This window comes from Terrabacter tumescens (assembly GCF_014646815.1).
In the GTDB taxonomy this organism is placed as follows: Bacteria; Actinomycetota; Actinomycetes; order Actinomycetales; family Dermatophilaceae; genus Terrabacter; species Terrabacter tumescens.
The window spans coordinates 1-1,050 of record NZ_BMNZ01000021.1; the positions used below are offsets into that span (position 1 = coordinate 1).

Genomic DNA, 1,050 nt, shown 5'->3' on the forward strand with positions numbered 1-1,050 from the left:
GGCGGTCTCAGATCGTCTGCGCAACACGGCTTTGTGGAGGCGGGCGATGGCGGCAGGGCTTCGGCGGTATTCGGTGGCTCAGCGGGAGCAGGCGCTCGGGCTGCTGGAGCAGGGCATGTCGGGGTTGCAGGTGGCCCGGCAGGTCGAGGTGAACCGGTTCGCGGTGGCCCGGTGGGCCAAGGTGGCTGGCATGAGGATGCGGATGGGACCGATCGGGGGCGTGCTCCACCCGACCCGTGTGGAGCCGAGCCTCGTGGCGAGGGCGGCGCCGTCGGTGTGTGGCGATTTCACCGACGGGCGGGGCCGGCTGACCGAGGCGGGCCGGGGCGTGATCGCGGCGCGGCTGCGGGAGGGCCACTGCCCGGCGCGGATCGCGGCCGAGCTGGGGGTGCACCGCTCCAGCGTGACCCGGGAACTGGCCCGTAACCGCGTCGCCGGGGTGTACTCGGTGCGGGCCGCTCAGGCCCGCACCGTCGCCAACCGGGCCCGTCCCCAGCCGCGGAAGCTGGACCGGCCCGAGCACGCGGCGCTGCGCGCGCTCGTCCTCGAGGGGCTGGGACAGCACTGGTCCCCGCAGCAGATCCAGGGCGAGCTGGTGGCGCGTTTCCCCGACGATGAGTCCATGCGGATCAGTCACGAAACCCTCTACCAGGCCCTCTACGTGCAGGGTCGTGGCAGCCTGCGCGCCGAGCTGGCACGGGAGAAGGCACTGCGCAGCGGACGCACCACGCGCGTGCCGGCCTCGAAGCTGGCCGCCCGGCCCCGCGGGAAGTCCTGGGTCGGGGACGCCTCGATCACGGCCCGCCCCGCCGAAGCGACCGACCGGGCCGTGGCCGGGCACTGGGAAGGCGACCTGGTCATCGGCGCCCGCGGATCCAGCGCCGTCATCACGCTGGTCGAACGCGCCACCCGGTACGTGCTCCTGGCCCGGCTCCCCGGCCGCCGCGACGCGGCCACCGTCACTGACCGGCTCACCGAGATGATCACCGCGCTCCCGGCGCACCTGGCCAAGACCCTGACCTGGGACCAAGGCGCCGAGCTGGCCGACCA

Annotated in this window: 1 protein-coding gene; it reads left to right on the forward strand. The window is 74.2% G+C overall.

Features of this window, described 5'->3' with window-relative positions:
- Window positions 1–73: 73 nt before the first annotated feature.
- Window positions 74–1,050, forward strand: a 977-nt coding sequence (locus tag IEY30_RS21695; protein WP_229675147.1) for an IS30 family transposase, incomplete at its 3' end; no start/stop codon positions are given.